Annotated in this window: 21 protein-coding genes, 22 tRNA genes and 1 rRNA gene; 6 read left to right on the forward strand and 38 right to left on the reverse strand. The window is 34.8% G+C overall.

Translation table 11 applies throughout. From position 1 onward, the window contains the following. Positions 1-35: 35 nt before the first annotated feature. Together ytzI and yidD are read left to right on the forward strand one after the other, a co-directional pair. Positions 36-182, forward strand: a complete 147-nt coding sequence (ytzI, locus tag BM319_RS16760; protein WP_088013603.1) for a YtzI protein — start codon at positions 36-38, stop codon at positions 180-182. 24 nt (positions 183-206) lie between these two features. After that, positions 207-461 carry a membrane protein insertion efficiency factor YidD gene (gene yidD, locus BM319_RS16765; RefSeq protein ID WP_069034758.1) on the forward strand — a complete coding sequence of 85 codons (255 nt, stop codon included), beginning with the start codon at positions 207-209 and terminating at the stop codon, positions 459-461. Positions 462-494: 33 nt separating this feature from the next. On the opposite strand, the gene menC is transcribed toward yidD, so the two are convergent. From menC to BM319_RS16795, 6 genes are all read right to left on the reverse strand, one after another. Continuing rightward, complete coding sequence (menC, locus tag BM319_RS16770) at positions 495-1,619, reverse strand: o-succinylbenzoate synthase (protein WP_069034759.1); 1,125 nt, start codon at positions 1,617-1,619, stop codon at positions 495-497. A gap of 11 nt (positions 1,620-1,630) precedes the next feature. After that, complete coding sequence (locus BM319_RS16775) at positions 1,631-3,073, reverse strand: o-succinylbenzoate--CoA ligase (protein ID WP_091023726.1); 1,443 nt, start codon at positions 3,071-3,073, stop codon at positions 1,631-1,633. A gap of 209 nt (positions 3,074-3,282) precedes the next feature. Then, positions 3,283-4,101, reverse strand: a complete 819-nt coding sequence (gene menB, locus BM319_RS16780; protein ID WP_056473277.1) for a 1,4-dihydroxy-2-naphthoyl-CoA synthase — start codon at positions 4,099-4,101, stop codon at positions 3,283-3,285. After that, positions 4,098-4,925 (reverse strand): 2-succinyl-6-hydroxy-2,4-cyclohexadiene-1-carboxylate synthase, encoded by an 828-nt coding sequence (menH, locus tag BM319_RS16785; protein ID WP_139226541.1) that lies wholly within the window; start codon positions 4,923-4,925, stop codon positions 4,098-4,100. The genes menB and menH overlap by 4 nt, the downstream gene beginning before the upstream one ends. 18 nt (positions 4,926-4,943) lie before the next feature. Beyond that, on the reverse strand, positions 4,944-6,683 hold the full coding sequence (gene menD, locus BM319_RS16790; protein WP_091023728.1) for a 2-succinyl-5-enolpyruvyl-6-hydroxy-3-cyclohexene-1-carboxylic-acid synthase: 1,740 nt from the start codon (positions 6,681-6,683) through the stop codon (positions 4,944-4,946). Continuing rightward, positions 6,673-8,079 carry an isochorismate synthase gene (locus BM319_RS16795; RefSeq protein ID WP_069034762.1) on the reverse strand — a complete coding sequence of 469 codons (1,407 nt, stop codon included), beginning with the start codon at positions 8,077-8,079 and terminating at the stop codon, positions 6,673-6,675. The genes menD and BM319_RS16795 overlap by 11 nt, the downstream gene beginning before the upstream one ends. Positions 8,080-8,233: 154 nt before the next feature. Between BM319_RS16795 and BM319_RS16800 the strand changes: the two genes are divergently transcribed. From BM319_RS16800 to BM319_RS16810, 3 genes are all read left to right on the forward strand, one after another. After that, the gene (locus BM319_RS16800) at positions 8,234-9,157 is read left to right on the forward strand and encodes a 1,4-dihydroxy-2-naphthoate polyprenyltransferase (protein ID WP_069034763.1); all 924 of its coding nucleotides are present in this window, start codon (positions 8,234-8,236) and stop codon (positions 9,155-9,157) included. Positions 9,158-9,257: 100 nt separating this feature from the next. After that, positions 9,258-10,007 carry a TraR/DksA C4-type zinc finger protein gene (locus BM319_RS16805; RefSeq protein ID WP_069034764.1) on the forward strand — a complete coding sequence of 250 codons (750 nt, stop codon included), beginning with the start codon at positions 9,258-9,260 and terminating at the stop codon, positions 10,005-10,007. Between the two features lie 108 nt (positions 10,008-10,115). Next, positions 10,116-10,580 (forward strand): TspO/MBR family protein, encoded by a 465-nt coding sequence (locus BM319_RS16810; protein WP_091023730.1) that lies wholly within the window; start codon positions 10,116-10,118, stop codon positions 10,578-10,580. A gap of 58 nt (positions 10,581-10,638) precedes the next feature. Here the strand turns inward: BM319_RS16810 and BM319_RS16815 are convergent, their stop codons facing one another. Then, entirely contained in the window at positions 10,639-10,839 is a 201-nt protein-coding gene (locus BM319_RS16815; protein ID WP_056473269.1) for a cold-shock protein, read from the reverse strand. A 472-nt stretch (positions 10,840-11,311) separates the two neighbouring features. Here BM319_RS16815 and BM319_RS16820 point away from each other — a divergent pair, with 472 nt between their 5' ends. Further along, positions 11,312-12,100, forward strand: a complete 789-nt coding sequence (locus BM319_RS16820) for a TIGR00266 family protein (protein ID WP_069034766.1) — start codon at positions 11,312-11,314, stop codon at positions 12,098-12,100. A gap of 79 nt (positions 12,101-12,179) precedes the next feature. Here the strand turns inward: BM319_RS16820 and BM319_RS16825 are convergent, their stop codons facing one another. From BM319_RS16825 to rrf, 31 genes are all read right to left on the reverse strand, one after another. Continuing rightward, on the reverse strand, positions 12,180-12,974 hold the full coding sequence (locus BM319_RS16825) for a lipase family protein (protein WP_069034767.1): 795 nt from the start codon (positions 12,972-12,974) through the stop codon (positions 12,180-12,182). Between the two features lie 63 nt (positions 12,975-13,037). Further along, a complete protein-coding gene (locus tag BM319_RS16830) occupies positions 13,038-15,446 on the reverse strand; it encodes a glycogen/starch/alpha-glucan phosphorylase (protein WP_069034768.1) in 2,409 nt (802 codons plus the stop codon). A 25-nt stretch (positions 15,447-15,471) separates the two neighbouring features. After that, positions 15,472-16,905 carry a glycogen synthase GlgA gene (gene glgA, locus BM319_RS16835; RefSeq protein WP_091023732.1) on the reverse strand — a complete coding sequence of 478 codons (1,434 nt, stop codon included), beginning with the start codon at positions 16,903-16,905 and terminating at the stop codon, positions 15,472-15,474. Continuing rightward, positions 16,899-17,918 (reverse strand): GlgC family sugar phosphate nucleotidyltransferase, encoded by a 1,020-nt coding sequence (locus BM319_RS16840; protein ID WP_069034770.1) that lies wholly within the window; start codon positions 17,916-17,918, stop codon positions 16,899-16,901. The genes glgA and BM319_RS16840 overlap by 7 nt, the downstream gene beginning before the upstream one ends. A gap of 48 nt (positions 17,919-17,966) precedes the next feature. Next, entirely contained in the window at positions 17,967-19,094 is a 1,128-nt protein-coding gene (locus BM319_RS16845) for a glucose-1-phosphate adenylyltransferase (protein ID WP_091023734.1), read from the reverse strand. Continuing rightward, positions 19,042-20,970, reverse strand: a complete 1,929-nt coding sequence (glgB, locus tag BM319_RS16850; protein ID WP_069034793.1) for a 1,4-alpha-glucan branching protein GlgB — start codon at positions 20,968-20,970, stop codon at positions 19,042-19,044. The genes BM319_RS16845 and glgB overlap by 53 nt, the downstream gene beginning before the upstream one ends. A 674-nt stretch (positions 20,971-21,644) precedes the next feature. Then, positions 21,645-22,544 carry a DMT family transporter gene (locus BM319_RS16855; RefSeq protein ID WP_069034772.1) on the reverse strand — a complete coding sequence of 300 codons (900 nt, stop codon included), beginning with the start codon at positions 22,542-22,544 and terminating at the stop codon, positions 21,645-21,647. Further along, positions 22,541-23,095, reverse strand: a complete 555-nt coding sequence (locus BM319_RS16860) for a bifunctional transcriptional activator/DNA repair enzyme AdaA (protein WP_069034773.1) — start codon at positions 23,093-23,095, stop codon at positions 22,541-22,543. The genes BM319_RS16855 and BM319_RS16860 overlap by 4 nt, the downstream gene beginning before the upstream one ends. A gap of 446 nt (positions 23,096-23,541) precedes the next feature. Continuing rightward, positions 23,542-23,613 (reverse strand) — tRNA-Glu (locus BM319_RS16865). Between the two features lie 11 nt (positions 23,614-23,624). Then, positions 23,625-23,715, reverse strand: a tRNA-Ser gene (locus BM319_RS16870). A 6-nt stretch (positions 23,716-23,721) separates the two neighbouring features. Next, positions 23,722-23,796 (reverse strand) — tRNA-Asn (locus tag BM319_RS16875). Positions 23,797-23,817: 21 nt separating this feature from the next. Further along, positions 23,818-23,894 (reverse strand) — tRNA-Ile (locus BM319_RS16880). Between the two features lie 16 nt (positions 23,895-23,910). Continuing rightward, positions 23,911-23,981: transfer RNA gene (locus BM319_RS16885), tRNA-Gly, on the reverse strand. A gap of 6 nt (positions 23,982-23,987) precedes the next feature. Further along, positions 23,988-24,063 (reverse strand) — tRNA-His (locus BM319_RS16890). A gap of 9 nt (positions 24,064-24,072) precedes the next feature. Continuing rightward, positions 24,073-24,145 (reverse strand) — tRNA-Thr (locus BM319_RS16895). Positions 24,146-24,194: 49 nt separating this feature from the next. Beyond that, positions 24,195-24,270, reverse strand: a tRNA-Phe gene (locus tag BM319_RS16900). An 8-nt stretch (positions 24,271-24,278) separates the two neighbouring features. Beyond that, positions 24,279-24,354 (reverse strand) — tRNA-Asp (locus BM319_RS16905). A 3-nt stretch (positions 24,355-24,357) separates the two neighbouring features. Continuing rightward, a tRNA-Met gene (locus tag BM319_RS16910) sits at positions 24,358-24,434 on the reverse strand. 52 nt (positions 24,435-24,486) lie between these two features. Then, a tRNA-Ser gene (locus tag BM319_RS16915) sits at positions 24,487-24,579 on the reverse strand. A gap of 8 nt (positions 24,580-24,587) precedes the next feature. Further along, positions 24,588-24,664 (reverse strand) — tRNA-Ile (locus tag BM319_RS16920). A gap of 9 nt (positions 24,665-24,673) precedes the next feature. Further along, positions 24,674-24,747: transfer RNA gene (locus BM319_RS16925), tRNA-Met, on the reverse strand. Positions 24,748-24,775: 28 nt separating this feature from the next. Next, positions 24,776-24,848: transfer RNA gene (locus BM319_RS16930), tRNA-Ala, on the reverse strand. 10 nt (positions 24,849-24,858) lie between these two features. After that, positions 24,859-24,935: transfer RNA gene (locus BM319_RS16935), tRNA-Pro, on the reverse strand. Between the two features lie 24 nt (positions 24,936-24,959). Next, positions 24,960-25,036 (reverse strand) — tRNA-Arg (locus tag BM319_RS16940). A gap of 10 nt (positions 25,037-25,046) precedes the next feature. Next, positions 25,047-25,133, reverse strand: a tRNA-Leu gene (locus tag BM319_RS16945). Positions 25,134-25,141: 8 nt separating this feature from the next. After that, positions 25,142-25,216, reverse strand: a tRNA-Gly gene (locus BM319_RS16950). Between the two features lie 29 nt (positions 25,217-25,245). Continuing rightward, positions 25,246-25,328: transfer RNA gene (locus BM319_RS16955), tRNA-Leu, on the reverse strand. A gap of 21 nt (positions 25,329-25,349) precedes the next feature. After that, a tRNA-Lys gene (locus BM319_RS16960) sits at positions 25,350-25,425 on the reverse strand. 8 nt (positions 25,426-25,433) lie between these two features. After that, positions 25,434-25,506, reverse strand: a tRNA-Thr gene (locus tag BM319_RS16965). Positions 25,507-25,509: 3 nt separating this feature from the next. After that, positions 25,510-25,585, reverse strand: a tRNA-Val gene (locus tag BM319_RS16970). Positions 25,586-25,590: 5 nt separating this feature from the next. Continuing rightward, a 5S ribosomal RNA gene (gene rrf / locus BM319_RS16975) occupies positions 25,591-25,695 on the reverse strand; the annotation flags it as partial.

The following is a 25,695-nucleotide window of genomic DNA, read 5'->3' on the forward strand; positions in this document are numbered from 1 at the left end:
TATCATAGTAGTATAACTATTTAGGAGGATATAGTATGACTGGAGTATTTGTTGTTAGTGGAATTATTATCGTTGTTGTATTCGGTGCTTTCGTTCTAACTGTAAATAAAGGCTATGGTGTCCAACATAAAGTCGATAAGCTAGAAGACGTAAAAATGAAAAATAACCATGATGAGAAATAATTCTAGCAGACGAAAGGTTTGTATATGAATAAAATTTTAATTGGAATCATTAGATTTTATCAAAAATGGATTTCACCTGCAACGCCACCATCATGTAGATTCTATCCTACTTGCTCTAGTTATGGACTAGAGGCAATACAAACCCATGGTGCACTTAAAGGATCTTATTTAACGACTAAAAGAATACTTAAGTGTCACCCACTACATCCAGGTGGATATGATCCAGTACCTGATAAAATAAATAAAGAAACAAAAAAAGATACGGTCAAAGAAACTTGAAATGAATAACAAGTTTAATTTGATCGTATTTTTTTACTTAGTTATTTCAACTAAAGAAGTATATTTATAAATCTTTTTAGAAATGCTTCGGATTCTCTCTTCATCCACTTCTACCCCTAAACCAGGGCCAACTGGTACTTTAACTTTTCCATTTATTAAAGCTACCTCTGGAAAAATGAGATCATGCTCCCAATGTCTAGATGAAGCCGAAATATCTCCAGGTATTGTAAATCCGGGAAGAGATGCTAATGCAACGTTTTGAATTCTTGAAATCCCGGTTTCAATCATGCCTCCAACCCAAATTGGAATATTCTTTTCAACACAATAATCATGAATTTCAATTGATTTAGTTAATCCCCCGACTCTTCCAGGCTTTACGGTAATAATTTTGCAAGCGTTTAATTCATATGCTATTTGAATATCCTCTAATGAACAAATACTTTCGTCTAAACAAACTGGAGTAGAAATTTCCTTTTGAAGAATGGCGTGCTCGATGAATTGTCGGTCGCCGAAGGGCTGTTCTATCATTAACAGATTAAATTCATCTAATTTTTTTAGTTTCGGAATGTCTTCAATTGAATAATCTGAATTGGCATCAATCATTAGAGGGATTGTTGGATAGCTATTTCGTATAGTTGAGACAATTTCGTAATCATTTTCCTTTGAAACTTTAATTTTAAATCGTTCATAGCCTTCTGTTATATATGCACTAATTTGTTTCAACATTTTTATTGGCTCGTCTATACTAATTACAACCCCAACTGGTATCTCTGCCTTATTGCCCCCTAAAGCTTGTGCTAAACTGATTGAATTTAGTTTACTATACAAATCCCAAACTGCACCTTCAAGCCCAGATTTAGCCATTTGATTGCCTTTAAATTGATTGAATCGTGTAGCGACATCACTTGGATGATTAAACTGTTTTTTAAATAAGATCGGTATAAAGAAATCCTGTAAAGTATGAAGTGCAGTTTGAATCGTTTCCTCTGTATACCAAGGCTCTGAAAAAGCAACGACTTCTCCGTAACCACATATTCCATTAGCATCTAAAATTTTAACAATAATACTTTCACGTTTTTCATATGTACCATAGCTTGTTTTAAAAGGTACTTTTAGAGGCTGTTCTATTAAAAATAATTCAATTTGCCTTATCAACATGTTTATTCCCCTTATAGAAGCTTAAGTAGCTCTCTTCTAACTAACTTGTTTGTTGCATTTCTTGGTAAGTTGTCTACATAAAATATTTCTTTTGGAATTTTATACCCTGCGATTTTATCTCGACAAAACTCGATTAGTTCTTCTTGTGACGGAGGATTAGAGGATTTACTTACAACAAATCCAACAGGTACTTTTCCCCAATTTGGGTCTTCTTTGCCTGTTACACCAGCTTCAATGATATCTGGATGCGATAATAATACTGATTCAATCTCTGCTGGATATATATTCTCTCCACCGGAAATAATTAAGTCACTTCGACGGTCAACTACAAATAAAAAACCATCCTCATCTACATAACCCAAATCACCCGTATATAGATACTCAGATGAATCAGTTAACTTAGTAAGTTTATAATAACCTTTGCTCACGTTCGGTCCCTTCACTACAATTTCTCCTACTTCTTTTGGTAAACAAGTTCGTTGATCGTCTCTTATTTCTAGCGTACATCCAAATAAAGCTTTACCAGCCGAACCAATTTTAGAAAGCATATATTCAGGAGAAAGCGTTGCAATTTGTGAACAAGTTTCAGTCATTCCGTATGTTTGATAAACTGGCACATTTAATGCTCTTGCCTTTTGTAAAAGAGGTAACGGAGCAGGTCCTCCACCAAGTAAAGCTGCCCTTACATTGTTTAAATCATTTGTGCCCTCAACAATTGTCAAAAGGTCATTTAATACTTTTGTTACGACAGATAGAATTGTTACATTATGCTTTTTGACACAGTCCTTAATGGTATGTGCATCTGATTTATTCGTTAACACAATTTTCATGCCATAAATCGCACTTTTATATACAGTAGATAAACCACCTACATGGAACATTGGCAAACAGACTAGCCATACATCCTTATGATCTAATCCTAAATTTAATACTGAGGCAATTGCGCTGCTCCAATGATTAAAATAAGTTTGTAAAACTGCTTTTGGGAAACCTGTTGTACCAGAGGTGTACATCATAGTTGCGATTTTATCACCATCAAAATTAGACTTAATCGGAAATTCCTTTGATTTACTGTTCTCTATTTCATTTATATTTAACAGTTTTATATTTTCAGGAATCTTCACCGTATTTGATTTGGCTACGATCAAAAATTCAGAATCACTATTTTCTAATTGATAGACTATTTCGTCATCACTTAATCTTATATTCAGTAAAATTGATGTTGCCCCGATATAATGAAGTGCATAAACAACTTCTATAAATTCAATGGAATTATTCATTAAAACCGAAACGTGGGATCCGTCTTTTATGCCAAGATGGTGAAATTTATAAGCAAGATTTATAACTCGATTATGTAAATCCTTAAACGTAATTTCTTCCCCATCTGTTGCAATTGCTATTCGATTAGGAGTTAATCTGACTCTCTCAAGCAAAAAATTCGGAATTTGATTCATCAAAAACACTTCCTGACTATTATCAAAATTTACAAAAGTTTATTTTAAAAACGCTCTCCTATTGGTGAGCATTTAGACGGAGAGATGCGTAGTTATACTTATACTTAATTCATAAAATGAGCAACTACATTAAGGTTTCTTCTCCGTTGCAAATTTAATGTGCAAAAAAAGCTTGATGATTTCTCATCAAGCTTCTATCTTCTTTCAAATCAAGGAAAACGTGGGAATTTATCGAAATCAGGTGTACGTTTTTCTTTAAATGCATCGCGGCCTTCTTTTGCTTCCTCAGTTGTGTAGTAAAGAAGTGTAGCATCTCCAGCTAGCTGTTGAAGTCCAGCTAAACCGTCTGTATCTGCATTCATTGCTGCTTTTAAGAAGCGAAGTGCAGTTGGACTTTTTTCAAGCATTTCTTCAGCCCATTTAACTGTTTCAGCTTCTAATTCTTCTAATGGTACTACTTTGTTAACTAAGCCCATATCTAATGCTTCTTGTGCATTATATTGACGGCATAGGTACCAAATTTCACGAGCTTTTTTGTGCCCAACAATACGAGCTAAATAGCCAGAGCCATAACCAGCATCAAAGCTACCAACCTTAGGACCAGTTTGTCCAAATTTAGCGTTTTCAGCTGCGATTGTTAAGTCACATACTACGTTTAATACGTTACCTCCACCAATTGCATAACCAGCTACCATTGCAATTACAGGTTTTGGAATAACGCGAATTAAGCGTTGTAAATCTAATACATTCAGGCGAGGAATGCGGTCTTGTCCAACATAACCACCGTGTCCGCGAACACTTTGGTCTCCTCCAGAACAGAATGCTTTTCCACCTTCACCTGTTAAAATAATAACACCAATTTTTTCGTCGTCTCTTGCATAAGCAAAAGCATCAATCATTTCTGATACTGTTAATGGTGTAAATGCGTTATGTACGTGTGGACGATTGATTGAAATTTTAGCAATTCCATTATATGTAGAATATAAAATTTCTTCATATTTTCTTTCTTGTACCCATTCAATAGTCATGAAATTTCCTCCTCTTCACTTTTCAATAAAAACCCAATTACTATTGTAGCAAATTTTTTCGAATGTTCCACATGAATTGCATGGCCTGCATGTGGAATTTTAATAATTTCGCTATTTTCTAGCCTCTCGTTCATTTTCCCCATTATTAAACAAAACTTTTCATCATATTCTCCACAAACTAATAAAGTCGGTTTTTTAAATTGCTTCAAGTCACCCCATAGAGATGGTTGAATGCCCGTTCCCATCCCTTTTAGACTATTACTTAAGCCAATTGGTGACTGATTTAATCTTCCTTGTTTAATCTTTTGTTGTGAATCTGATGGCAAATTCTTTTGAGTTGAAAATAACGGAATGTTTTCCCAATAATTAACAAATACTTCAATACCTTCATTTAGGATCATTGAAGATAAATGATTGTCTTGTTCGATTCGAGCTAATCTTTCACTTTCAGTTTTAAGACCAGCCGTACAGCTTTCTAAAATAAGCGATTTAATTTTTGTTGGATAGGCTAAAGCGAAATAGAGGGCTAGTCTACCACCCATTGAATAGCCTAATAGATGCACAGAATCAATTTGCTTTTGTTCTAAAAAATCATGTAAATCTTTAGCAGCAAATTCCATTCTGTACCGCTCATCATTTTTCGGACAATCTGTCTTTCCATGTCCTAATAAATCAATTGCTATTACATGATAGTTTCGTTCTAGTTTACTTATTAAACTTCCCCATGTCTCCTTTGAACCTGTAAAACCATGCAATAATAATATAGTTTGCCCTTGGCCAGATTCAATGTATGAATATGTGACCTCATTTATTTTAATTTCCATGAACAAGAACACCTAATTTCATTTCTCGTATTCTGCTTTTACAATGCTCCAAACTTTTTGATGAAGATCATAATTTTCTTTCCGATTTGTCTGAATTTCAATTACATGTAATCCATTATTCTTTTTAGCTAATTCATCTTCAAGTTCAAACCAATTATGAATTTTTGTATGAACACCACCAAAAAGGGCAGTTGCATGCTCGAATTCCAATCCTAAAGGAGTTCCGAATAAGTCTTCAAAATGTTTTTCTTCTTTAGATTGAGGTAAAAATGAGAAGATTCCACCCCCATCATTATTAACAAGAATCACTCTTAAAGGTAAATGATGTAGTTTTGAAAGGACTAGACTATTTAAATCATGATAGAAAGATAAATCTCCAATTAATAATGTGACACTCTCTCCAGCTGCTGCCATCCCTAATGCGGTTGCAATTGTCCCATCTATTCCATTTACCCCTCGATTACAAGCAATTTTTAACTTTTTAGATTGATTATGTAAAAACGTATCCACATCACGAATAGGCATACTGTTTGAAACAAACAATGTACTTTCTTCAATTAGATTTTTTGCTAATACTTGAACGATTTTCCCTTCAAAAAGTTCATCAAACTGTTCTGCTTGTTGTAGTCCACTTTTTGTTTTTTCATTAATTGTTTTCCATTTATTCAACCAATCTAATTCTTGATTATTTGTCTTCTGATATGACTCCAAAATTGCATTACAAAATTGGATATCATCACAAGAAATCATTTGCGTTGCTTTTAACGTCGGATCCCTCCATAAGTCTCCTTCATCAATTACAATTAGCTCGCAATCTTTTTGCTTTTGTATATATTGGCTAAACGTTTTAGACACAGGCATTGCCCCGAATCGTACGATAACTTCGGAATCAAGCGAATCAACAATGTCTTCAAATCGAAGAAATGTATCATATGTATCAATTACATTCGAGTCTTCATTACCATTAATCGTTCTTCCATTTGAAAGAGGATCACATAGAACTGGGTAGTCTAATAAATTCCCTAAAGATTTAATCTTCTTTAAAGCGCCTTCTTCAACATAAGGTCCACAAACTAATAAGCCTTTTCTTTTTGATTGAAAAAGCTTGGTAAACTCATTACTTGTTTCATTTGAAATTGTCGCTAGAGTTTCAGTAAGTATTGTGTGAGCAGAATTTTTACGCTTTCCTGCTGAGAATAAGTCATCAATCGAAAAATTTGGAACTAGTGGTTCTCGAAGTGGCACATTCATATGTACGGGCCCCATTGGAGCGGTCACACATGAACGGTACAGTCGATTAACACTTGAACGCGCATATTCGTACATAGCTTCCGAAGCCTCTGGTAAGGCTAGCTCAATGAATTTTTTTACAAATGAACCGTATAATCCAATTTGATTCATAGCTTGTGGTGCACCTATATCTCTAAGCTCATGTGGCCGATCGGCTGTCAGTACGATCAATGGAATTCTAGATTCCTTTGCTTCAGAAATGGCTGGCATATAATTTGCAGCTGCTGTTCCAGAAGTACAGATCAAAACTGTAGGCTGTTTCGTACTTTTAGCGATTCCTAAAGCAAAAAAAGCCGCCCCTCTTTCATCTACTGCAATAAATGACTTTAATTTTGGATGCTCATTTACTAACATCGATATTGGTGTAGAGCGTGATCCAGGACTTATTACAACGTTTTTAATATTTAATGCACTTATTTCATCTACAAGAGCACCAATATACTTTGTTAGTGCTTCATTATCTTTCATTTCGTAACCCTCCTAATGCATTTAGCATTGGCAGAAACTTAACACCAGTTTCAAAAAATTCTTCCTCTGGTTTTGAATCTTGTACAACACCACAACCGGCATACAATTTTGCTTTATTTTCTTTAATTAAGGCACTACGAATCCCTACAGCAAAATCACCATTTCCGTTTAAATCAATCCACCCTATCGGAGCTCCATACCATCCCCTGTCCACAGGTTCAAGTTCACGAATTAATTTACATGCCTCTTCCTTAGGAAATCCTCCAAGTGCAGGGGTTGGATGTAATGCTTGAATTAATTCAAATAAAGAAACATGATTATATACTTTCCCTTCAACTGGTGTGAATAAATGCAATAAGCTTTTAGTCGCCATTATTCTTGGTGTTGAAGGTATTGATAATTCATTACAATATTGTTGTAGCGTTTCTCGAATATAGTTTACTACAAACGCATGTTCACCATTATTTTTTTTACTATTTAATAACCAATTGGCGGCTTCTGTGTTTTCTTCCTTAGTTATTCCTTTTGCGGCAGATCCAGCAAGACACATCGAAGAAACTGTATTATTTTTCTTAGAAATTAATCGCTCAGGTGTAGCACTAATAAATACAGTATCTTTTAATTGATAAGAAATAACATAGTTAACATTTCTTGTTGCTTCTAATTCATAAATTACATTTGTTGAATTTACTTCTGCAGAAAAGGTTGCATTTAAAGTTCGATTTAAAACAACTTTTTCTAATTCTTCGTTTTTCATTTGATGAATTGCTTCTTTTACGCTTTGAATCCATTCATTTGGTTCAAATTCATCTTTGTTAATACATTCTGATTGTGAAAAACTCGGTTGCTTCATACCAAACTTTTCTAAAAAGTCATCATATTCTTTATATTGAAGCAATAAATCCTCTACTGTAGTTTGTTCATTAATTTCATAGTTAGAGGTGATGAATGTCCCTTCGTTTGTAACCGTCACCATTAATTTAGGTACATAGAAATGAGAGGTACCAAAATTCTTCCAATCTTGATCATTTTTATAGTTATCAAAAAAAGAGAAACCCCCAAGAGCTATCGGTCCTGTACCAAAGCAATTTTCTTGCTCGATATACACTTGCTCTCCAAAGCGTTTCCATTCTTTTTCTATTGCAGAATACTGTTCTTCTGTACTATGATGAAAAGGAACTAAAGTACCAATTCCTGTGAGAATTAACGAGTTTTCTTGGTTTGACCAATAAAAGCGTTCAGTAAAACCCAATTCATGATAAAAATGGTAAACACTTAGGGGATGGATATTCATTATTTTTTCCACTTTACAAATGAAGCGTTTTGAACAAGCTTTTGCCTTTTGAAGAGAATGCTCAAAGAAGGCAATCGATTCCAGTTGACCTGTTCTAAGCATAATAGTTCCCCCTAGCTTAAATATACGTTAAATACATGATATAACTAAAGATACAACGATGAATGTAGACTGTCAATTTTATGAAGTTCGTCCATACTTTTTTAAAGTAAAATGACCTACATTTTCAAATAATATTAAAAAGGAGGATGTTAAAATGCAACCAACTGTTCAATCTCCAACTTCCTCAACAGGTTTTAGAACATGGTGGAATTTATTAAGACCACATACATTAACCGCAGCGTTCATTCCTGTTGCGATTGGAACAATGTTAGCGCACATAGCTCACTCATTTCATTTACTTTTATTTCTTTCAATGCTTATTGCAAGCTTACTAATCCAAGCCGCTGCAAATATGATTAATGAATATTATGACTATAAAAGAGGGCTAGATCATGAAGGTTCTGTCGGTATCGGTGGAGCAATCGTAAGGGATGGTATTAAACCTTCAACTGTTTTAAATCTTGCTTTTACTTTTTTTGGTATCGCTCTTCTATTAGGAATTTATATTTGTATTCAAAGTAGCTGGTGGATAGCAGTTATTGGACTTATTTGTATGGCAGCAGCTTATTTTTATACTGGAGGACCACTTCCAATCGCATACACTCCATTTGGTGAGTTAGTAGCGGGCTTTTTTATGGGAGTTGTAATTATTGGTATTACTTACTATATTCAAGCTGGAAATTTACCATCAAATGTGATCTTACTTTCTATCCCTACTTCAATTACAATTGGAGCAATTTTAACAGCAAATAATATTCGTGACCTAGATAATGACAAAGAAAATGGACGTAAAACACTTGTTATCTTATTAGGTAAAAAGAATGCAATTATCTTTATTGGTTCATTATTTGCAGTAGCATATGCTTTAGTTATTTTATTTGTTATCATGAATTTAATTACACCTTTTGCACTTATTTCATTAATAAGTATTCCTGTTGCAATAAAAGCAACAAAAGGATTTATTGGTAAGACTCAACCAATGGAAATGATGCCAGCCATGGCAGCAACAGCAAAAACAAATACTATAATGGGATTCCTTCTTGTTATAGGCTTAATAATTGGAAATATTTTTTCCTAATTAAGGCAGAACAATTCCTCAAAAAACTTAATTCATGTTTTCCTCCTTTTTGAACAAAATATGGATAGTCATATTCATTTACTTGAAAAGGGGGAGCATGATGCTTTCACAATCACAAATCCAAACATTTAAAAACGAGCTACTGAAACAAAAAGAACATATAGAAGAAAGACTAAATGATCCAGCTTTTACACCATACTCACTTAGAGATTCGGTTGATGAGCTTTCACTTGCAGACAACCATCCAGGTGATTTAGGTACCGAATTATTTGAACGTGAAAAGGACATATCTCTTCATGAGCATTTAAGAAACGAACTTGATGACGTTAATACAGCGTTACAAAAAATTGAAAATGGAACATATGGTATATGTGAAGTAAGTGGAGAAGAAATACCTTTTGAACGGTTACAAGCTCTTCCTACAGCAAAAGCGATGATCGAACATACTCATGATCAGCATATATCAAGTTCTAGTATAAGATACGATCGTCCTGTTGAGGAAGAAGTATTAAACCCTCCATTTAGTAGAGATCCTAAAGATCGCTCAATGATGTATGACGCTGAAGACGCACTCCAAGATGTTGAAAGATATGGAAATTCCCAAACACCGTCAGATTTTGAATTTAATAATATTGAGGAATATGGAAGCACATTTACTGAGAGCTATGAAAATGTAGGTTATGTTGAGGAATTCGAAAACTTTATCGGTACTGATATTTACGGAAATAATCGAACTGTCTATCCTACAAAAAAACATGAACAATATGAACAAGATCTTGATGACTATGAAGAACAAGCTTTAAACGGAGAATTATCAGAAATTGATGTGAAAGATATTGAAAAGTACTAAATGAATTAAAATTTCATTAAAAAACGATTACTACAATGTGGTCGTTTTTTTTATATTTTTAAATTAACTACATATACTGAATCAAGACAACTTAATTGAGGAGGTTTTATGAATATTAAGTTAATAATTTTATTTTTCTCTTTATACTGTTTATTTTTTATTTCTTCTATCTTATTTCCGATTGACTATGATTGGTATAGTCATCTAATTAAACCTAGCTATACTCCTTCAGGAAAAACAATCGGAATCATTTGGGCATTCTTATATTCTTTCATTTCTTTAAGCGTATGTATCATCGTTTCTTTAGGAAAATCCTTTAAAAAAGTAAAATGGTTTTATATTATATTTATTATTAATTATGTATTTAACCAACTGTTTAGCTATTTTCAATTCAATCAAAAAGATTTACTTATGGCTACAATTGACTGTGGACTTGTCTTTGTTACAGCTGTTCCTTTAACGATCTTCGCATATAAACATTCAAAAACTTCATTTGTATTACTCATTCCCTATTCTATTTGGTCATTATTTGCAACCTTTTTAAACTACAATATCTACGTGCTAAATAAATAGATTTTTAGATTAATATAAAAAAGGCATCCTATAAAGGATGCCTTGAACATAACAAAAATTATTTTTTGTTTACGTTAGCTGCTTGTGGTCCACGGTTTCCTTCGATGATTTCGAATTGAACTTCTTGACCTTCTTCTAAAGTTTTGAAACCTTCGCCTTGAATTGCAGAGAAGTGTACGAATACATCGTTTCCACTTTCAGTTTGGATGAATCCAAAACCTTTTTCGCTGTTAAACCATTTAACTTTACCGAATTCCATCGATAATACCTCCTAGAAATACATATATACACTATTAATGCGTGCATAAAAGAGGGGTAAAGAAAAAGAACGTCATTGTCCAATCGGTTTAGATTGCTACAACATTGAAAGTGGTCAAAACTTCTTTTCAAGACAAAGAAAAATGAGCGTTACTAAAAATTTTGTAGTGCAAATGTATCGTTAATTTCTTACCTTCAAATAAATATGCAGTTAATAGTAACTTAAATATATCATATCTAAAAAAGTGCGTCAATGACACTTAGTCTTAATTGAAAGAATTTTTTATATAATTCTTATAATTTATCTTTTATACATTTAGACCTACCTAGCTTCCTATAAAAATGGTATAATTTGTCATTAATTAGTCAAACTAAATGAGGATTCTGTAACAATTTATCAAATTTTTTATTATTAAATAACTAGATTTTAGTATTACAATATTTGTATAGTTAAACTAAAGGGAGGCATAAAAATGAAAAATTCTCATGAAGTTACATATAAAATTCATGGCCATGATATGCAGTTTGTACAAGTAGAGCTAGATCCAAAGGAAACAGTCGTTGCTGAGGCTGGAGCAATGATGATGATGGATGATGGTATCGAACTTGAAACAATTTTTGGGGACGGTTCGCAGCAATCAGGTGGTTTATTTGGTAAATTAGTTGGTGCGGGTAAGCGACTTGTTACAGGTGAAAGCTTGTTTATGACTAGCTTTACAAACCGTTCAAGCTCTTTAAAAACAGTCAGTTTCTCGGCACCATACCCTGGAACAATCATACCGTTAGATCTACATGAGTATGGAAATAAAATTATTTGTCAAAAGGATTCTTTTTTAGCCGCGGCAAAAGGAACTTCAGTTGGGATTGAATTTAGAAAGAAATTAAGTACCGGCCTATTTGGTGGCGAAGGCTTCATCATGCAAAAACTCGAAGGTGATGGTCTTGCTTTCTTACATGCTGGTGGTTCAATTTACCAAAAAACTCTTCAACCGGGTGAAAAAATTAAAATCGATACCGGATGTATTGTTGGCTTCACTGGTGATGTCAATTATGAAATTGAATATGTTGGAAATGTAAAAACTGCACTTTTTGGAGGAGAAGGTCTATTCTTCGCTACATTACAAGGTCCTGGAACAATTTGGGTTCAATCATTAACTTTAGCAAGATTAGCTTCTCGAATTGGTCAATACTTACCAAATTCTTCTAAGGAAGAAGGAAGTATATTAGGTGGCCTTGGAAATCTACTGGACGGTAATGATTAATTCAGACTTCTTTAAAAGCGTTTTTTTGTTTACATACAAAAAACTAGTCAACGAAATGTTGACTAGTTTTTTTGTACTATTAGATTACTTCTTCTTCTGCCGGTTCTGCCTCACGTAATTTGTAAGTAAAGGTTGGAGTATAATCATAATCCAACTGCATCTTCTTAACGCCTTCTATATAAGTCGATAGATGGTGACTATTCTTAATAGACCCTTTATTTAGTGAAAAAGTGATTGGATGTTTCACTTGAACGTATTCTAAATAAATGTTTAATGGCTTTACCTCTACTTTAAAGGGTGGGCTTAAAGGGACCATATCATATAAATTTACAAATCTTAAACTATGCCTAACATTCTCATCGTAGTTTTCTTTAAACTTTATATTCCCTACTTTTGGAGAGCCAAATGAATAGACATTTGGGTTACAAATTCCTTTCATTGCTATTTCATATCCTAATAACGTGGCCAATGAACCACCTAAGCTATGCCCCGTTATGAATATTTTTTTTGAAAGAGCCTTTTCCTTTACAATTGCTAAAAGCATTTCTCGACAAGATTGATAAATTGATAGAAACCCCGAATGGACACTCCCACCATTCATCACATAAGGAAATAAGTCTTGATCAATTTTCAAATCAGCTAACCAATCCAAATCTGATTTCGTTCCTCGAAACACAATGATTACGGATTCATCATTTTCAATAATATAGCCAAACCATTCTAGCTGGCTAATTGCACATGCTTTAATTGTATCTACTAATGAATAGCTTGCTGGAATCATAAACTTACCATCATTATCAAACTGAACATATGCCTGTTCAATGCAAAGTAATAGTTCTAAGGCCTTATCATAGTCAACTGAAAGGAATTTCAACGTATCTCTCCTTTCTTGCTTTTCATAATTATATGAAAAACCTCCTAATAATCTAAGAGGAGGTTAAGAATGGTGTAAAGTTCTTTGATGAATATTCCATATTTCAGATGCGTATTGACGAATCGTGCGATCACTCGTAAAAAATCCCGATTTCGCAACATTGTTAAGACTTTTTATAGCCCAATCTCTTTTATTTTGATACGTATGATTGATACATTCATGCGCTTTTACATATGAAGAGAAATCTCTAAGTAAGAAATACTCATCATTATAAGACATGAGCGAATCAAAAATTGGTTCAAACTCTTCTCTTGGTAACGGGAATAACCCGTGAAGCATTTGATCTAATACCTTTTTTATACGCAGATCATGATGGTAATAATCACTGCTTTTATAACCACCGTATTGGTAATAATTTAATACCTCGTCAGCAGTAAGTCCGAATGTAAAAATATTCTCCTCGCCAACTTCTCTTAAAATTTCAATATTAGCACCGTCAAGTGTACCAAGCGTTAAAGCACCATTCATCATAAATTTCATATTCCCAGTACCCGAAGCTTCTTTACTTGCTGTCGAAATTTGTTCACTAACATCCGCTGCTGGAAAAATAATTTCACCTAATGAAACTCGGTAATTTTCAATAAAAATTACCTTTATAAATTGACTTATATAACGATCATTATTCACAATATCAGCTACTGAATGAATTAATTTAATAATCTTCTTAGCAAAATAGTAACCCGGAGATGCTTTTGCTCCAAAAATAAAGGTTCTAGGATGCATTTTAAAATGTGAATCTTCCTTCAAACGATTATATAAATACATGATATGTAAAACATTTAGTAATTGTCTTTTATATGCATGCATTCGCTTTACTTGAATATCAAAAATTGAATCTGTATCTAATGCAATTCCATTTGTATAGTGAACATAATTTTCGAGAACTTCTTTTCTCTTTTTCTTTACATTCATAAATTGCGATAAGAATGCTTCGTCATTTTGATATTCTAATAGATTCTCAAGTTGAGTTGGTTCGTGTATCCAACCGTCTCCGATCGAATCATTTATTAAGCTACTAAGCTCAGGATTACATTGAAGTAACCATCTTCTATGAGTAATACCATTTGTTTTATTATTAAACTTGAATGGTTCATACTCATAAAAAAGCTTCATTTCTCTTTGTTTTAAGATTTCAGTGTGGATTTCAGCAACTCCATTAACGCTCTTACTGCCTACAATTGCTAAATGAGCCATTTTAACGACTCCATGAGCAATAATAGCCATTTGTTCAATTCGATCCCAATCACCTGGGTATTTGTTCCAGAGCTGCTTACAATATCTTTCATTTATTTCTTCTACAATCATATAAATTCTTGGCAATAAAGGCTTAAATAAATCAACTCGCCATTTTTCAAGTGCTTCCGATAAAGTTGTATGATTCGTATATGAAATCGTTTGAGTTGTAATTTCCCATGCTTCATCCCAGGATAACTTTTCAACATCAATTAAAATTCTCATTAACTCTGGAATCGCTAAAACTGGATGTGTATCATTTACATGAATAGCAATTTCTTCATGGAGCTTACGAATATTACCATACTGCTCCTTATATGAATCTACTATTCTTTGAATACTTGCAGAAACTAAAAAATATTGCTGTTTTAGACGTAAAATCTTTCCTTCATCATGTGTATCATCTGGATATAAGAATTCTGAAACTGCTTCAGCCTCTCGCTTATATTTCATTAGTGATTTATTTGAGGAATGAGTAGACGCTTCAGCACTCCATAATCTTAATGTATTTACCGTGTTTGTATGATAGCCAATAATCGGTAAATCATATGGTACCGCTGTGATTGCTTCTGCACCATGAAGGCGGAATTCCAATCGATTTTTATTATTAAATGATTCTACTTCTCCACCGAATAAAACTTCAATTGCTTCATCATCTCTTCGAACTTCCCAAACATTTCCGTATTTCAGCCATTGTTCAGGTAACTCGACTTGATATCCATCAACAATTTTTTGGTCAAATAGGCCATGTTTGTAGCGGATGCCACATCCATGACCAGGCAAGTCTTGTGATGCTAGCGAATCCAGAAAACAAGATGCTAACCGTCCAAGTCCACCATTTCCAAGACCAGCATCGCTTTCAAACTCCTCAAGAGCACTTAAAGAAATCCCTAATCTCTTAAGGCCAGATTCACATAACTCTCTAAGCCCTAGATGAATTAAGTTACTTTTCAAAAGCTTTCCTAATAAGAATTCAATTGATAAATAATAAACTTGTTTTTTTCGCTCTAAGCGGTATTGTTCACTTGTACCTAACCAATTACCGCTAATATATTCACGAATCATCGTTCCAAGTGTTTGAAATTGCTCTTGAGTAGTGCTATCTGCAGTACTCTTTCCATGCATACTTTCTAGTTTCTCTTTAAAACTCCATTCAAACTCCTCCACACTAGAAAACATGGAATCACCTCGCCCTAAAAGATTTTTACTTTGAAGACTGCATATATAATTTTGCATATTCTTTAGCAGATTTTAACCAACTTGAATCTCTTCTAATTGCATTCCTTCTGACTGATTTCCAATGTTTTTTATTCTCATAAATACTCAATCCACGTTCTATTGTGTGAAGCATATCGTGAGCATTAAAGTTAGTAAAGGTAAAACCATTTCCATTCTTCGTCTCTTCATTATATGACTGGACAGTATCATTTAGCCCCCCAGTCTCTCTTACGATTGGAACACACCCGTATTTCATCGCAATAAGCTGACCTAATCCACATGGCTCAAATAGTGAAGGCATAAGGAATAAATCCGCACCTGCATAAATCTGATGAGCAAAGCGTTCATCAAATCCAATGTAAGCTCTAACTTTATCGTAGTAGTTATGCTCCATTGCTTTAAAAAAGTTCTCGAATTCTTCATCACCAGAACCTAAAATTACTACTTGGACATTATGATCCATAATTTGAGGGAATACGTGTTGAATAAGATCAATTCCTTTTTGACTTGTTAATCGGGAAACCATTGCAATAATAGGAATATTTTCATCCATTTTTAATGCAAGTGACTCCTGCAATTTCAATTTATTTTCAGTCTTATTTTCGATTGTAAATTCATCGTAATTAGAGTGAATTTTTCGATCAGTAGCTGGATTATAAATGGTTTCATCAATTCCGTTTACAATTCCAAAAAGTTTGTGATCTTGCTCACGTAATAGTCCATCTAATTGCTCTCCAAAAAATTCATGCTTAATTTCTTCTTTATATGTTGGACTCACAGTTGTTACGAAATCACTTGAAATGATTCCAGCTTTCATAAAGTTGATACAATCGTAAAATTTCAAATAGTCATCGCGAAAAAATTGTTCATCGATTCCTAACATATCGTCCATTACTTCTTTTGAAAATACGCCTTGGAATTGAAGGTTATGAATGGTAAATACAGATTTCATTTTTGGATTAATATCTTTTAATGCGCCATACTCTTTCATGAAAAATGGGATCATTGCTGTATGCCAGTCATGACAGTGAATAACATCAGGTTTAAAGTCTAATTCTTTAATACATTCAATTGCAGCTAGAGAAAAGAATGCAAAACGCTCTCCATCATCAAAATGACCATACAACTTGTCTCGATTGAAATAGTACTCGTTATCAATAAAATAATAAGTTGTTCCTTCTAATTTCAATTCAAATAAACCACAATACTGTTTTCTCCAGCCTAGATTTATAGAAAGCTCTTTTACTAGCTTAGCTTCTTCTCTATATTTAGCGGGAATTAACGAGTAGAATGGAAGCATTACTCTTACATTCGTATTTAGTTTATTTAAATACTTAGGGAGAGCGCCTGCAACATCTGCAAGCCCTCCCGATTTAACAAACGGTACACATTCTGAAACAATATATAAAACATTTACCACTGAATCAACGCTCCTTGGACTGAACCTTTTTGAAGCACTACAGGCTCACTTAAGCTTCCTTTTATTTCAACACCATCTTCTATTCGAACATCTTTATCTAATATAACGCCATCTAATATACAATTATCTCCAATGTTTGATTTTTGCATAACAACACAATTTCGAATAATTGTATTTTTTCCAATTTTCACAGCTCTTGAAATAATACTATTTTCAACCGTTCCCTCAATTTCACATCCATTAGCTACAATTGAATTTTTGACAATTGCTTCTTTTGAATATTTTGTTGGTGGCTCATCTTTAACCTTAGTAAAGACAGGATAAGATTTTAAGAATAATTGATTCCATATCTCAGGATTTAATAATTTCATACTTTGCTCGAAATAATCCTCAATTGTTTGAATGATTGAAACTTGTTGAGGTATTTCATACGCACTTAGTTCAACCTCATTATTTTGATCGCGTACAACGTCCATAATTGTTTCATAGCCTTTTTCGTGGAAGTTTTCAAAAAGCTTTAACAATAACTCTTTTTCGAGGATATAGATATTTAAAGATTTACTGAACTGCTTTAACTCAGTAATTTGTGCATCTGTTTCGATATGTCTCTTTAAAACTGGTCTAAAATCCACTGAGCAAATCGTATAAGTATTTGCTACTACTACATACTTTTGAGTAGAACGTTGTAAAAATTGAATATGCTTTTCGATAAAATCGAATGTACCAAAAGCTCCATCAGTTGGTTCTGGCGTAAAAATAAATAGTCCATCCTTTTTACGATTTAAGTCCCAATGTTTACCGGAGCCTAAGTGATCAATAATTGATCGATAAGGTTGATCAGGAAATACAGCGACACTCGTAATACCAGAGTTCACCATATTACTTAACATAAAATCGATTAAACGATATCGACCTGCATAAGGAAGTGTTGCTAATGGTCGATGCTGTGTTAACGGCTTTAAAGATTCAAAATGTGTTGACGCCTCAATTATTCCTAGCATAGTATGTTTCATCAAATAACCCTCTCAATCTATTTTTCTATTTGAGGAATGAGCCACCTCTTATTCTCCGCTTGTAACTAGAATTACCTCTTCATAATCTTTCTCAGGACCTAAAAGGCTTCCATCAGGAATCACCATTCCAGGAGCTACTACAGCACTTTCAATTCGTACATCTTTTCCAATAACGCAACCTGGCATAACGACAGAATCTTTTATCATACTGCCTTCTCCTATTGTTACACCTTGGAATAAGACAGAATGTGATATAAAACCTTCAACAACACACCCCTCATTAATTAGAGAGTCTTCAACGATTGCTGTAGGTGCAATGTATTGTGGTGGTTGATTTGGATTAACTGAATATATGCGCCAATCACGGTCATAAATATTTAGTTCGCTATCTTCATTTAACAAATCCATATTTGCTTCCCATAAGCTTTTTACTGTACCAACATCTTTCCAATAACCTTTGAAAGGATAAGCAACTACTTTTTTCTTTTCTTCTAATAAAAGCGGAATAACGTCTTTACCAAAGTCATTACTTGATTCTGGATTACGATCATCCATCTCTAAAAACTCTTTTAAAACATTCCATTTAAAAATATAAATTCCCATTGATGCTAAATTACTCTTTGGATATTGAGGTTTTTCTTCAAATTCAATAATATCCATTTCATCATTTGTATTCATAATTCCGAAACGGCTAGCTTCATCAATCGGAACTTCGATAACTGAAATCGATACATCTGCCTCTTTTTCAATGTGATAGTCTAGCATTTTACTATAGTCCATCTTATAAATATGATCACCTGAAAGAATCAAAACATATTCAGGCTGATATTGCTTTATATAATTTAAATTTTGATAAATTGCACTTGCAGTACCTGTATACCATTTAACTCCAGATGCTTCTGAATATGGTGGCAAAACAGTTACCCCACCATTTAAGCGATCTAAATCCCATGCACTTCCTATACCAATATATGAGTTTAGTACAAGTGGTTGATATTGAGTTAACACCCCAACAGTATCAATACCTGAATTTGTGCAATTACTTAAAGTAAAATCTATTATTCGATATTTACCTCCAAAAGCTACGGCTGGTTTTGCTAGTTCTTTTGTTAAAGAACTCAATCTACTCCCTTTTCCCCCTGCTAGTAACATTGCTACGCATTTTTTCTGAACCATTGCTGCTAATCCCCTTTCGCATTTTGACTGGACGAATGATTGTAAAACTAAAGGCAGGTAATGCTATTTCAATACTGTATGGTAAACCATGAAATGGTATTTCTTCTGATTCAATGGCAGAACGATTTATTTTACTATCGCCACCAAATTGTACATAGTCACTTGAGAGCAATTCTTTATATCGATGCTTTGCAGGTACTCCAATTCGATATGTGTCATAAGAAATCTCTCTAAAATTACAGATTACGATGACATAATCCTCTTTGTTTTTTCCTTTACGGATAAATGAAAATACACTCTGATCTGCATTATTTGCATCAATCCATGAAAATCCATCCCAATGATTATCAACTTCATAAAGTGATTTATTTTTTTTATAAATCGATAATAATTCTTTAAAATATTTGTTCATCTTGGAATGATATTCATAATCTTTTATCATCCAATCAACTTGCTCTAAATCCTTCCACTCATCAAATTGCCCAAATTCACTACCCATAAATAAAAGCTTTTTACCTGGATGAGATAAATAATAGCCAAATAGTACCCTTAATTGAGCAAACTTTTCCTCATATGTACCTGGCATTTTATTTAACAAAGATTTCTTACCATGTACTACTTCATCATGTGAAAAAGGTAAAACAAAATTTTCTGAGAAGGCATATAAAAACGAGAAAGTCATCTTATTATGATGATGCTTTCTTTGTGTTGGGTGAGTCTCCATATAAGTCAAAACATCATTCATCCAACCCATATTCCACTTAAAATTAAAACCTAATCCACCTTCGTATGTAGGTGCAGTAACTAATGGCCAATCAGTAGAATCTTCAGCTATCATTAATACTTGTGGATCATGTTCAAATACCGCTTCATTTAATTTACTTAAAAACTGAGTTGCAAAAGGATTCTCTTCATTTCTATTTTTCCAATATAAAATATTTGCAACAGCGTCTACTCGGAAACCATCAATATGAAAATATTCCATCCAATATAGAGCGTTTGAAATAAGAAATGATTTTACCTCTGGTTTTGATAAATCAAAATTCGCTGTACCCCATACTTCATTTTCTCTGGCATCATAACCTTCATATTCATATGTCGGTTCACCATCAAACATGTATAATCCATGAGAATCCTTACAAAAATGACCAGGCACCCAATCCATAATGACTCCTAATCCGTTTTGGTGGCATTCGTCAATAAAGCTCATTAGCTCATGAGGATTTCCATATCGACTAGTAGATGAAAAATATCCTACTCCTTGATACCCCCAAGAACGATCATATGGATGTTCAACTAATGGTAATATTTCGATATGTGTAAAACCATGATCTTTTACATATGGAATTAGTTCTGTCGCTAGTTCTGCATAAGTGTAAAAATCACCGTTTTCCTTCTTTTTCCAAGAACCTAAATGTACCTCATAAATTAAAACTGGTTCTTCATAAACTGACTTTTTAAATTTTTGCTTACGATATTTTGCATCTTTCCATTTATAGCCCGAAAGATCATAAACGATCGAAGCTGTGCTTGGTCTTAGCTCACTAAAGAAAGCAAAAGGATCACTTTTTAATAAAACTTCACCACGCTTGGTTGAAATTTCATATTTGTATATCGTCCCATGACCAATATTGGGGATAGATATCGTCCAAATCCCTTGATCGTTCAACTTTTCCATTTTATGTTCAGAACCATTCCACTTATTAAAGTCCCCAACAACTGAGACAGCTTTCGCATGTGGAGCCCACACTGTAAAAGTAGTTCCCACTTTATTCCCATTTTTTACAACATGTGCCCCAAAGCATTCATGGCTATGGAATAAACTTCCCTCATGGAATAAATGCACATCAAACTCAGTTGGCCGTGTCAAAAGCAACATCCTCACCTCATTACAATCTCTTAAATTCTTCTATCTCTTAATATTCTACAAATATATATATTCACCTTGTTTTTATGCAAAAAAAATTCAAAAACTTTTTTCAGAAAATGAATAACCATTCATGAAACCGTTGTCATTATTGCGTTTGTCGTAAAAATGTCGAATTTGTCGAACGAATATCACCGTATAATTATACAACGCATTTACAAAACCCCTTGTCTTAATTTGTAATTTTTTGATTTATCATAAAATTTCATACATAATTTACACTTTTATTACATATAAACTTTATATTAAAAAAGAATTGTAGAAAAATGTCGAACTAAAGGGGAGAATTTTTTTTTGAAAAATTTTTAGAAACGACTATCAAATTACAGATGCAAAAGTAAAAATAAACTTAAAAACGAATCTACTCTTTATGCGGTAATAAATTGTGGCATTAAATATTAACTTACTTACGTTTTAGGAAATTCAACAAAAATTATTGAAATACATGTAGAAAAGGATCACTTCAAAGTTACTAAGGTTTGTGTCAATATCATAATTTCCCTAGTTGTGCTACCCTCTTTGGTTGGACTTATTTTTAGCTCACTAAAATAACAATCGTAATATAGTAAAAAGGATCTTCGTTATTACGAAAATCCTTTTTTGTCTTAGTATTTAAAAGCTTATTAGACTTGCATTCGCTTATTTGATGTGATTACTCGTAAACGAATATCCGAAATCAGGAATACACCACATAAGATGACAAGAAAACCGAACAACATCCCTAATGTAATATGTTCTTTCAAAATAAGAACTCCCCAGATTATTCCAAACACAGGAATTAGAAAAGTAACACTTAATGTTTTGGTAGGTCCAACACTTTCGATAAGATAAAAGTACAATAAATAGGCTATAGCAGTACAAAATAATGCTAATCCTAGAACTGCCAATATAGCAACTCCTGAAACTTTTTCTGTAGATGCAGTGAAATTTAGAAATGTAAAAGGTAAAAGTATAATTGCAGCACCAATTTGTTGACCAGCTGCAAGTGAAAGTGGTGGTACCCTATCAAAAGCTTTCTTAGCATACACACCTGCAATCCCATATGAAATAGTCGACAAAACTGCTAGTCCAATTGCTATTTTAACATCATAAGTAAACGGTATCGAACTCCAACCTACTAACAAGATCACTCCTATTAAACCCACTATTATTCCAATCAACTTACGAATACTCAACTTTTCTTTCGTCCATACAAAAACAACCAGCGCTGTAAATAATGGCGTCAAAGAGTTTAGAATTGATGACATTGAAGCTGGCAAATGTAATGCTGATGTAGCAATTAATGTAAATGGTATTGCCGCATTTAATGCCCCTATTATTAAATATTGTCTCCATCTCTTTTTAAAGTGTAATGACTTTTTAGTAATAACCAAATATAGTACCAGTGCAAACGCAGCAATTATAACTCTTCCCTGTATTGTTAAAATTGGTCCAAAAACAGGTGAAGCTATCCTAATAAATAAAAATGAAGCTCCCCATAATGCAGCTAGGCTCAATAAAGCTATTCCATCTTTTAACTTCATTTATTTAACCCCTTTCTGAATGTAGTTGGAGTGTAATTAAAATGATGACGAAACATGCTTGAAAAATGTGCCGAGCCTTTATAACCAAGATTATGCGCTATTTCAGTTATGGTTTTCTCAGTATCTCGTAATAATCTCAAAGCTTCTATCATTCTTAACCTAGTTGCGTATTCTAACGGCGATAAACCTGTGGATTTTTTAAATAATCTTTGCAAATGAAACTTACTTACTCCAACTTCAATTGCTAACCGATCCAATGTTAAGCTATTTCGATATTCTTTTTCAATAAAATGTTTGGCAGATAAAATAATATCCTCCTCATTTGAGTGAAGTAAATCAGGACGACATCTTTTACATGGACGGTACCCATCTTTAATTGCCAAAGAAAATGACGGATAATATGACACATTTTCTTTTAAAGGGGTTCTTGACTTACACGAAGGTTTACAACAGATTCCAGTGGACTTAACTGCATAAATAAACATTCCATCATACTTTTCATCGCATGATTCAACTGCATCCCACATGACCTGATTATTTAATCCGTTCATTTAATCACCTCATCTTTAGCTATTCACATTTTAACACTAAGATATTGCGCTTGCTTTCAATTTCTTGCTTTCTAATTTCTATGGAAGAAGGATAATAGTAGTTAATAGACCATCTGATGATGTTTGGATTTAAAATGAGTGAAAAGAATATTAGTATTGAAAAATAAGGATATGTGGCCCGAATGAAGATTAACGGAAAAGAGGAATAGTGAAACCATGGAGAGCTATGACTACAATATGCTGTTTCTATTACTTTATTTGTAAAAGTGACAGCGAACATATTGCATCTATGAGAGATAATTCCTTGTACATTTTAAAATGAAAGAAGAACACTTTAATATAATGAAGAAAGCTATACTCAATTAAAGATCTTTCAATAAAGTCCTAAAAAAGACAAATAAAAAACTCAGTTACCTGTGTTATCACAAATAACTGAGCTTTAGATATGACCCGTACGGGACTCGAACCCGTGTTACCGCCGTGAAAGGGCGGTGTCTTAACCGCTTGACCAACGGGCCAAAAAAAAATATGGCAGAGAAGAAGGGATTCGAACCCTCGCACCGGTTACCCGATCTACACCCTTAGCAGGGGCGCCCCTTGAGCCACTTGGGTACTTCTCTATCATATGGCTCCGCAGGTAGGGTTCGAACCTACGACCACTCGGTTAACAGCCGAGTGCTCTACCACTGAGCTACTGCGGAAAAACTAATTATAAAAATTAATGGTGGGCCTAAATGGACTCGAACCATCGACCTCACGCTTATCAGGCGTGCGCTCTAACCAGCTGAGCTATAGGCCCATTAAATTTTATAAAAAGCGGGTGATGGGAATCGAACCCACGACCGAAGCTTGGAAGGCTTCTATTTTACCATTAAACTACACCCGCAAAATATGGGGCGACCGATGGGAATCGAACCCACGAGTGTCGGAACCACAATCCGATGCGTTAACCACTTCGCCACGACCGCCATAAAGAGTGCCGACTAGAGGACTTGAACCCCCAACCTACTGATTACAAGTCAGTTGCTCTACCAATTGAGCTAAGTCGGCATTTTATTATCTATATCACTTTGTTTTATTTACTTATATTTATTTAAGATGGTGGCTCGGGACGGAATCGAACCGCCGACACGAGGATTTTCAGTCCTCTGCTCTACCGACTGAGCTACCGAGCCATCTTAAATGGCGGTCCCGACCGGGATCGAACCGGCGATCTCCTGCGTGACAGGCAGGCATGTTAACCGCTACACCACGGGACCATTTGGTTGCGGGGACAGGATTTGAACCTGCGACCTTCGGGTTATGAGCCCGACGAGCTACCAGACTGCTCCACCCCGCGATAATGTGGATACTATTTAATATAGTTCCATTAATATAAACTTTAATAAAAATGGAGGAGTAAGAGGGATTCGAACCCCCGCGGGCTGTTACACCCCTGTCGGTTTTCAAGACCGATCCCTTCAGCCAGACTTGGGTATTACTCCATTATAAGTGGTGGACCTTGTAGGACTCGAACCTACGACCGGACGGTTATGAGCCGTCTGCTCTAACCAGCTGAGCTAAAGGTCCTTAAATAAGTAGCGGCGGAGGGAGTCGAACCCACGACCTCACGGGTATGAACCGTACGCTCTAGCCAGCTGAGCTACACCGCCATAATAAGTTAATTTAAGTTTCTTCAAGTGGAGCCTAGCGGGATCGAACCGCTGACCTCCTGCGTGCAAGGCAGGCGCTCTCCCAGCTGAGCTAAGGCCCCATGTTTTAAATGGTCGGGAAGACAGGATTTGAACCTGCGACCCCCTGGTCCCAAACCAGGTGCTCTACCAAGCTGAGCCACTTCCCGTTCAGAATTACAGGTGAAATAATATGGCGCGCCCGAAAGGACTCGAACCCATAACCTTTTGATCCGTAGTCAAACGCTCTATCCAATTGAGCTACGGGCGCATATTATAAATGGTACCGAGGGCCGGACTCGAACCGGCACGGGGTCAACCCCCGCAGGATTTTAAGTCCTGTGTGTCTGCCATTCCACCACCCCGGCAGCATATGTGGAGCGGAAGACGGGGCTCGAACCCGCGACCCCAACCTTGGCAAGGTTGTATTCTACCACTGAACTACTTCCGCGTATACTGCTTATAACTTATAAATTTAAATGGTGCGGGTGAAGGGACTCGAACCCCCACACCGAAGTACTAGATCCTAAGTCTAGCGCGTCTGCCAATTCCGCCACACCCGCAAATATTTTCTTTTTAGAAAATGGTGAGCCATGAAGGATTCGAACCTTCGACCCTCTGATTAAAAGTCAGATGCTCTACCTACTGAGCTAATGGCTCATAAAGAGTGCCGACTAGAGGACTTGAACCCCCAACCTACTGATTACAAGTCAGTTGCTCTACCAATTGAGCTAAGTCGGCATATGGTGGAGGATGACGGGCTCGAACCGCCGACCCCCTGCTTGTAAGGCAGGTGCTCTCCCAGCTGAGCTAATCCTCCATCAAACCAAGCGACGTTCTACTCTCACAGGGGGAAACCCCCAACTACCATCGACGCTGAAGAGCTTAACTGCCGTGTTCGGTATGGGAACGGGTGTGACCTCTTCGCTA

The sequence above is a fragment of the Bacillus sp. UNCCL81 genome (genome assembly GCF_900112535.1).
GTDB classification, from domain to species: Bacteria; Bacillota; Bacilli; order Bacillales; family Bacillaceae_G; genus Gottfriedia; species Gottfriedia luciferensis_B.

Coding starts and splice junctions, on each gene's coding strand:
- BM319_RS16800 (WP_069034763.1), top strand. CDS start 8,234: ATGCAACCAACTGTTCAATCTCCAACTTCCTCAACAGGTTTTAGAACA.
- BM319_RS16810 (WP_091023730.1), top strand. CDS start 10,116: ATGAATATTAAGTTAATAATTTTATTTTTCTCTTTATACTGTTTATTT.
- BM319_RS16795 (WP_069034762.1), bottom strand. CDS start 8,079: ATGCTTAGAACAGGTCAACTGGAATCGATTGCCTTCTTTGAGCATTCT.
- menD (WP_091023728.1), bottom strand. CDS start 6,683: ATGAAAGATAATGAAGCACTAACAAAGTATATTGGTGCTCTTGTAGAT.
- menB (WP_056473277.1), bottom strand. CDS start 4,101: ATGACTATTGAATGGGTACAAGAAAGAAAATATGAAGAAATTTTATAT.
- BM319_RS16815 (WP_056473269.1), bottom strand. CDS start 10,839: ATGGAATTCGGTAAAGTTAAATGGTTTAACAGCGAAAAAGGTTTTGGA.
- BM319_RS16820 (WP_069034766.1), top strand. CDS start 11,312: ATGAAAAATTCTCATGAAGTTACATATAAAATTCATGGCCATGATATG.
- menC (WP_069034759.1), bottom strand. CDS start 1,619: ATGTTGATAAGGCAAATTGAATTATTTTTAATAGAACAGCCTCTAAAA.
- ytzI (WP_088013603.1), top strand. CDS start 36: ATGACTGGAGTATTTGTTGTTAGTGGAATTATTATCGTTGTTGTATTC.
- menH (WP_139226541.1), bottom strand. CDS start 4,925: ATGGAAATTAAAATAAATGAGGTCACATATTCATACATTGAATCTGGC.
- BM319_RS16845 (WP_091023734.1), bottom strand. CDS start 19,094: ATGGTTCAGAAAAAATGCGTAGCAATGTTACTAGCAGGGGGAAAAGGG.
- BM319_RS16775 (WP_091023726.1), bottom strand. CDS start 3,073: ATGAATCAAATTCCGAATTTTTTGCTTGAGAGAGTCAGATTAACTCCT.
- BM319_RS16830 (WP_069034768.1), bottom strand. CDS start 15,446: ATGTTTTCTAGTGTGGAGGAGTTTGAATGGAGTTTTAAAGAGAAACTA.
- BM319_RS16840 (WP_069034770.1), bottom strand. CDS start 17,918: ATGAAACATACTATGCTAGGAATAATTGAGGCGTCAACACATTTTGAA.
- yidD (WP_069034758.1), top strand. CDS start 207: ATGAATAAAATTTTAATTGGAATCATTAGATTTTATCAAAAATGGATT.
- BM319_RS16855 (WP_069034772.1), bottom strand. CDS start 22,544: ATGAAGTTAAAAGATGGAATAGCTTTATTGAGCCTAGCTGCATTATGG.
- BM319_RS16860 (WP_069034773.1), bottom strand. CDS start 23,095: ATGAACGGATTAAATAATCAGGTCATGTGGGATGCAGTTGAATCATGC.
- BM319_RS16805 (WP_069034764.1), top strand. CDS start 9,258: ATGCTTTCACAATCACAAATCCAAACATTTAAAAACGAGCTACTGAAA.